Source organism: Sphingobium sp. CCH11-B1 (assembly GCF_001556865.1).
Classification (GTDB): Bacteria; Pseudomonadota; Alphaproteobacteria; order Sphingomonadales; family Sphingomonadaceae; genus Sphingobium.
The window spans coordinates 20,788-27,493 of the sequence record NZ_LSJY01000025.1 but is presented as its reverse complement, the minus strand read 5'-3'; the positions used below and the strand labels follow the sequence as shown (position 1 = coordinate 27,493).

At 66.0% G+C, this 6,706-nt stretch carries 7 protein-coding genes; 1 reads left to right on the top strand and 6 read right to left on the bottom strand.

Translation table 11 applies throughout. The features are described from left to right. The first annotated feature begins 155 nt into the window (after positions 1–155). Entirely contained in the window at positions 156–1,109 is a 954-nt protein-coding gene (locus AX724_RS03510; RefSeq protein ID WP_066763618.1) for an L-threonylcarbamoyladenylate synthase, read from the top strand. 25 nt (positions 1,110–1,134) lie between these two features. Here the strand turns inward: AX724_RS03510 and AX724_RS03505 are convergent, their stop codons facing one another. The 6 genes from AX724_RS03505 to AX724_RS03480 form a co-directional block, all read right to left on the bottom strand. Then, positions 1,135–1,398, bottom strand: a complete 264-nt coding sequence (locus tag AX724_RS03505) for a hypothetical protein (protein WP_066763612.1) — start codon at positions 1,396–1,398, stop codon at positions 1,135–1,137. 145 nt (positions 1,399–1,543) lie between these two features. After that, the gene (msrA, locus tag AX724_RS03500; protein ID WP_066763611.1) at positions 1,544–2,077 is read right to left on the bottom strand and encodes a peptide-methionine (S)-S-oxide reductase MsrA; all 534 of its coding nucleotides are present in this window, start codon (positions 2,075–2,077) and stop codon (positions 1,544–1,546) included. Positions 2,078–2,119: 42 nt separating this feature from the next. Then, on the bottom strand, positions 2,120–3,826 hold the full coding sequence (locus AX724_RS03495; RefSeq protein WP_066763609.1) for a long-chain-fatty-acid--CoA ligase: 1,707 nt from the start codon (positions 3,824–3,826) through the stop codon (positions 2,120–2,122). A 137-nt stretch (positions 3,827–3,963) separates the two neighbouring features. Next, on the bottom strand, positions 3,964–4,647 hold the full coding sequence (locus AX724_RS03490) for a DUF1013 domain-containing protein (RefSeq protein ID WP_066763607.1): 684 nt from the start codon (positions 4,645–4,647) through the stop codon (positions 3,964–3,966). A 116-nt stretch (positions 4,648–4,763) separates the two neighbouring features. Beyond that, positions 4,764–5,792, bottom strand: coding sequence for a glycosyltransferase family 4 protein (locus tag AX724_RS03485; RefSeq protein ID WP_066763605.1), 1,029 nt, complete (start codon positions 5,790–5,792; stop codon positions 4,764–4,766). Between the two features lie 17 nt (positions 5,793–5,809). Beyond that, entirely contained in the window at positions 5,810–6,682 is an 873-nt protein-coding gene (locus AX724_RS03480) for a UDP-2,3-diacylglucosamine diphosphatase (RefSeq protein WP_066763604.1), read from the bottom strand. Positions 6,683–6,706 lie beyond the last annotated feature (24 nt).

The following is a 6,706-nucleotide window of genomic DNA, read 5'->3' as shown; positions in this document are numbered from 1 at the left end:
AGCCGTTCCAGCGCATCGGCGATACGGGCGAGGAGTGCGTCGTTCATGCGCGCGGCTTAGTCGCGCCGCCCCGCGCGGGCAAGGCCGCCCCACTGTCATTGTCATGACGCAATGGTCTTTTACTCGGCATGGACGGGGCCTATATCGCGGGGATCGTGACCATCGCTCATCCAGCCTTTTCGACCAAATCCTGCCGCTATGGCGCAGAAGCGCTGCGCGAGGCGGCATTGTTGATCCGGGCAGGAGAGCCAGTCGCCGTTCCCACCGAAACCGTCTATGGCCTGGCCGGCGACGCGACCGACAGCAGCGCGGTCGCCGCGATCTACAGCGCCAAGGGGCGGCCGAGCTTCAACCCGCTGATCGTGCATGTCGCCGACCGGGAGATGGCGGAGCGGCTGGCGGACTTTTCGCCGGTGGCGAAGCGACTGGCCGACGCTTTCTGGCCGGGCCCGTTGACGCTGGTGCTGCCGGCGCGGGCGGACAGCGGCCTCTCCCCGCTCGTAATGGCTGGCCTGTCCACCGTGGCGCTGCGCCTGCCCGCCCACCCTGCGATGCGCGCGCTGATCCGCGAGGCGGGGTGTCCCCTCGCCGCGCCGTCCGCCAATCGCAGCGGGACGATCAGCCCGACGCGCGCCGAACATGTGCTATCGAGCCTCGACGGCAAGATCCGCATGATCCTGGACGAAGGACCGACCAGCGAGGGGCTGGAATCCACCATCGCCGCGCCGGAGGCGGGCCACATCCGGCTGCTGCGGCCAGGCCCTGTGACGGCGGCGATGCTGGAGGAGGCGAGCGGACTGCCCGTCATCGTCGGCGGAGACGGGAAGATCGAGGCGCCGGGCCAGCTGGAAAGCCATTATGCGCCGTCCAAGCCCGTGCGGCTGGAAGCGATGCGGGCCGAGCGGGACGAATATCTGATCGGGTTCGGCCTGATGCCCTGCCACATAAACCTCAGCCCCGAAGCGGATCTGGCCGAAGCGGCCGCCAATCTGTTCGCCGCGCTGCATATCGCCGATGCGAGCGCCGCGACCCGGATCGCGGTGGCGCCCGTGCCAACGGAGGGCATCGGCGTCGCGATCAACGACCGGCTGAAGCGGGCGGCGGCCTGAGGGTCCGCAGCTTCGTGCCGACCTGTCAGTCGCAGTCGCGATAGCCGGCCTCGCGACACTGGCGGCGGCGTTCCTTTTCCTGCTCCTTGCGCTCACGTCCTTCGCGTGCTTCCTGCTTGCGCATCTTGCGGCCGTAATTGCGATCGGCCTCTTCCTGGCTGGTCGTGGTCCAGTCCACCACCTGCGAGGTCGCGCGCACCGGTGCGGTGACGACGCTGGCAACCGTGCGGACGCATCCGGGGAGCGTCAGCAGCAGCAAGGGCGCGGCGAGCAGGATGGTCTTCTTCACGTTGGCGGTCCCCCGGTGTCTGAGCAGATGGAGCCGCTTAGCATGGCGAAGATGAACCGCGAACTAAGCAATCGGTGTTTGACGACGGGGCGATGCCAGCGCGCTGGACCCTGGCCCCCGGCTCTCGCCGGGGAACCGGCGGGGGTCAGGCTTCGATGCGTTCGGCAAAGCCCTTGCGCAGCTTGGCGAGCTTGGGCGGGATCACCGCCATGCAGTAGGGATTTCTGTCGCCGACCCGGTCCCAATATTTCTGGTGATAATCCTCCGCCGGATACCAGGGCGCGTCGGCTTCGATCGCGGTGACGATGGGCGCGGACTGGTCCGCCTGCGCCCGCTCGATGCCGGCGCGGGCCTGCTCCGCCTGCTCGGGCGAATGGGGGAAGATCGCCGACCGATACTGGGTGCCGATGTCGTTGCCCTGGCGATTGAGCGTCGTCGGATCGTGCGTCGCGAAGAAGATGTCGAGCAGGTCGGCGTAGGAGATCACGTCGGGGTCGAAGGTGACGCGGATCGCTTCGGCATGGCCGGTGCTGCCCGAACAGACCTGTTCATAGGTCGGGTCGGGCAGCGAGCCGCCGATATAGCCGCTTTCGACGGACGTCACGCCGCGCAGATTCTGATACACCGCTTCGGTGCACCAGAAGCAGCCGCCGGCAAGGGTTGCGATCTCTTGCGCCATTTCCGTTCCTTTATTCCGTGGTTGCCGCACAGATAGGAAGGATCAGGCGGCGGTTCCAGCCTGCGCCGCCCGCGCGTCCGCCTTGGCGCGTTCCTCCGCCACCAGTTCCTTGCGCGACAGCTTGCCCACCAGCGTCTTGGGCAGGCTCAAGCGCACTTCCACCTCGCATACCCGCTCATGCTTGCCCAGTTGCGGGTTGACCCACTCCTTCAACGCCGCGCCGTCGATGTCGAAGCCATCGTTCAGGGTCACGAACGCCTTGGGCTGCTCGCCGCGATAACGGTCGGGCACGCCGATGACGAGCGCCTCCTTGACCGCGGGATGATGGTAGAGAACCTGTTCGACCTGACTGGGAAAAACCTTGAATCCACCGACCGCGATCATGTCCTTCAGCCGGTCGACGATCTTCACATAGCCGTCCTCGTCGATGATGCCGACATCGCCGGTGCGGACAAATTCGCCGACGAACACTTCCTTGTCGGCATCAGGACGATTCCAGTAGCCCTTCATGATCTGCGGCCCGGCAAAGAGCAGCTCGCCCGGTTCGCCGTCCTGCGGCGGCTTCGTCGGGTCTTCGCGATCGACCAGCTTGACGCGGGTGCCGGGCACCGGCTGGCCCACCGTGCCGCTCTTGTTCAACCCTTCATAGGGGTTGGTGCAAACGATCGGGCTGGTTTCGGTGAGACCATAGCCTTCGACCAGTTGCGCGCCCGTCGCCGCTTCGAACCGCTGCTTGAGTTCGAGCGGCAGCGGCGCGCCGCCCGATATGCAGGCGCGCAGCGACGAGAAGTCGATATTGCGGATCGCGGGATGATCGAGCAACGCCTGGAACATTGTGGGCACGCCGGGCAGCGAGGTCGCCTTCACCCGCTGAACGGCGGCCAGCACCTGCGCGGCGTCGAAGCGGGGCAGCATCACCATCTCGCCGCCATTCACCACCGTGCGATTGAGCGTGCAGGTGTTGGCGAAGACATGGAAGAAGGGCAGCACGGCGATGATCCGGTCCGCTTCATGCTGGTGCGGGTCGATGGACTGCGCCTGGCGCGCGTTGGCGGTCAGGTTCTGGTGGGTCAGCATCGCGCCCTTGGGCGTGCCGGTGGTGCCGCCGGTATATTGCAGCAGCGCGACGTCGTTGACCGGATCGATGTCCGCCACCACGCAGTCACCCCGGTTCGCGATCAGCCGGTCGTAATGCAGCACGCGCGGATCGTCAGGGATAGCGACGCTCTCGCTCGCCTTGAACAAGCGGAACAACAAAGATTTGACCGGAGGCAGGACTTCGGCGACCGACCCCACCACCAGCTTTTGCAGGCTGCTTTCGTCCAGCACCTTGAGCGCGGTAGGCAGCAGCGCCTTCGCCGACAGGGTGAAGAGGATCTGTGTGCCGCTGTCCTCCACCTGATGCTCCAGCTCCGCGGCGGTGTAGAGCGGCGAGAAATTGACGACGATCGCCCCCGCCATCAGCGCGCCATAATAGGCCGCGACATAATGGGGCGTATTGGGCAGATAGAGGCCGACCCGGTCGCCCTTTCGAACGCCCATCGCCTGCAAGCCGCAGGCGACGCGGCGTATCTGCCCCATCATTTCGCCATAGCTGAACTTGCGGCCCATGAAGTCGATCATGTTGGCCTGGGGGTGGGCGGCGGCGCTCGCGCTGACCATATCGCCCATCGACAAGGGCGGGAATGTCTGGTCCCAGTTCGTGGGATGCTGATACCGTTCCCGCCAGATTTTTTCTACGCTCTCCATGGGCGAAGTGTATGGGCGCGGCGCACTTTACGCAAGCGTCAACCACACGAGAAGGGCCGCGCCCCGGCGAGGCGCAGCCCTTCGATTTTGCCGCTTTGTTGCGGGATCAGGCCAGCGTCGCGAATGACGCTACGGCATCAAACCTCGCCCTTGTTGCTGCTGAACGGATCGAGGATGGTGGCAACGCCCGAAATAAGCCCGGACTCGCTCTTCATCGCCTCTTCCACGCGACGCGCATTGTCCTCGCGTTCGCGGCGCAGTTCCTCGATCAGCGCCTCGCGGTCGCCGTCCAGGCGCGAATCGGTCGGCGCTTCGATGCCGGCCTTCTTGGCGGCGCGGGCGACCAGCGCGTCGAGTTCCCGTTGCGAGCACAGGCCCAGCGTCACCGGATCCTTGGGCACGATGTTGGAGATGTTCCAGTGGGTGCGGTCGCGGATCGCGGCGATGGTGGTGCGGGTGGTGCCAATGAGCTTGCCGATCGCGCCGTCCGACACTTCCGGATGGTTGCGCAGGATCCAGGCGATGCCGTCGGGCTTGTCCTGCCGCTTGCTGACCGGCGTGTAGCGCGGCCCCTTGGTGCGGCGAACAGGCTCGGGGCCCTTCAGCATCTTGAGCTTGTAGTCGGGATTGGCTTCGCCCTTGTGGATTTCGTCCATGGTGATTTCATGGGCTCGGACAGGATCGCGGCCGGTATATTTGATGCTGGCGGTATCGTCAGCGATCGCCTGCACCTCAAGGATGTGGAGCCCGCAGAATTCCGCGATCTGGTCAAAGCTGAGCGCGGTGTTGTCGACGAGCCAGCTGGCGGTCGCGTGAGGCATCAGAGGCTGGGACACGGGAACTATTCTCCGGCGTAAAAACGATAAGGGCCGCCCAATCAGGGCGGCCGCGACGGATCAGAGATAGAACATCCTTGCGCCCCCGGCAAGGAAAAGCGTCAGGCGGCGCTGTCCAGCAGGTTGGGGGCGATGGCGTGGAGACCGGAGAGGAATTCCCGCGCGCTGCGATCCCAGCTGAAGCTGCGGCCATAGGCGGCGCACGCGGCGCGGTCCTTGCCCAGGGCACCGGCGATGGCATCGCCCAGATCGTCGGACAGCGCGCCGGTTTCGGGCGTGACGATGTCGACCGGCCCGGTGACCGGGAAGGCCGCGACGGGCGTTCCACAGGCGAGCGCCTCTATCATCACCAGCCCGAACGTGTCGGTGCGGCTGGGGAAGACGAAGACGTCGGCCCCGGCATAGGCGCCGGCAAGGTCGGTGCCGAACAGCGGCCCCAGGAAGCGGGCTTCGGGCCAGGCACGCTCCAGCGCGGCGCGGGCTGGACCGTCACCCACGACAATTTTCGTGCCGGGGCAGTCGATGGACAGGAACGCCTCCAGATTCTTCTCCACCGCGACGCGTCCGACATAAAGCATGATCGGCCGGGGCAGATCGGCAAAGGCGACGGGCGGCGGGGCATCGGGGGTGAAGGCTGCAAGGTCCACGCCCCTGCCCCACGGGCGCACATTGGCGACGCCATGGGCGCGGAGTTGATCGCGCACCGACCGGGTCGACACCAGCACCGCCTGCGCCGGGCCGTGGAACCAGCGGATGTAGCGCCAGAACCATGTCGCCGGCAGGCCGGTGCGCTGCGCCACATAATCGGGGAAATGGGTGTGATAGGCAGTGGTGAAGGGCACGCCGCCGCGCAGGCACCAGCGCCGCGCCGCGAGGCAGAGCGGCCCTTCGGTCGCAAGATGCACCGCGTCCGGGCGGAAGGCGGCGATCGCCTGGCCAACGACGCCCGCGCGCACCAGCGCCAGCCGGATTTCGGGATAGGTGGGACAGGGAATGGAGCCGTAAAGGTCCGGCGATATCACCTCCACCACATGGCCCATCCGCTCCAGTTCCAGCCGCGTCGTCTGGAGCGTGCGGACGACGCCGTTCACCTGCGGGGTCCAGGCGTCGGTGACGATGGCGATGCGCATGGGCGTCGGCTCCGGTTTCAGGCGGCGAGCTTTTCGCGCGAGAGCGTCTCGGCGGCTTCCCGCTTTGCGATCTCGTCGGCCCAGTGGAGCACTTCCATGCGACCGTCGCTATGTTCGACGAGCGCGGTGCAGCCTTCGACCCAGTCGCCGTCATTATAATAAGCGACGCCCTCGATCTCGCGCATCTCGGCATTGTGGATATGGCCGCATACGACGCCGTCGACGCCGCGCGCGCCGGCTTCATGCGCCACCACTTCCTCGAAGCGGGAAATGAAGGAGACGGCGTTCTTGACCTTGTGCTTGGCCATCTTGCTGAGCGACCAGTAAGGCAGGCCCATCCGCTGGCGCACCGCATTCACCGCGACGTTGAGGCGCATCAGCATGGTGTAGGCCGCGTCGCCGACGAAGGCGAGCCAGCGGTGGGCGAGCATGATGGTGTCGAACTCGTCGCCGTGCAGGACCAGCAGCTTGCGCCCGTCCGCCGTCTCGTGGATCGCCTTGCGCCGGATTTCGACGCCGCCGAAGCTCATGCCGGTGAACTGACGGAACATTTCGTCATGGTTGCCGGGGATGTAGACTACGCGAGTGCCGCGCTTGGCCCGCTTCATCAGACGCCAGACCACGTCATTATGGCTGGCGGGCCAGTAAAAGCGCTTCTTGAGGCGCCAGCCGTCGATGATGTCGCCGACAAGGTAGATGGTGTCGCTGTCCACATTGTCGAGGAAGTCAATCAGCATCGTCGCATTGCAGCCGCGCGTGCCGAGGTGGATGTCCGATATCCAGATGGCGCGGTAGCGACGGCGCTGTCCCACCCGCTCGGGGATGTGAAAGCGGTCGTCTGCGACATCCTCGACGTCGCTCAGGAAAGGCAGGCGCGTGATGGCGTTCATGTCGTCGTCCCCAAAGACCCATGT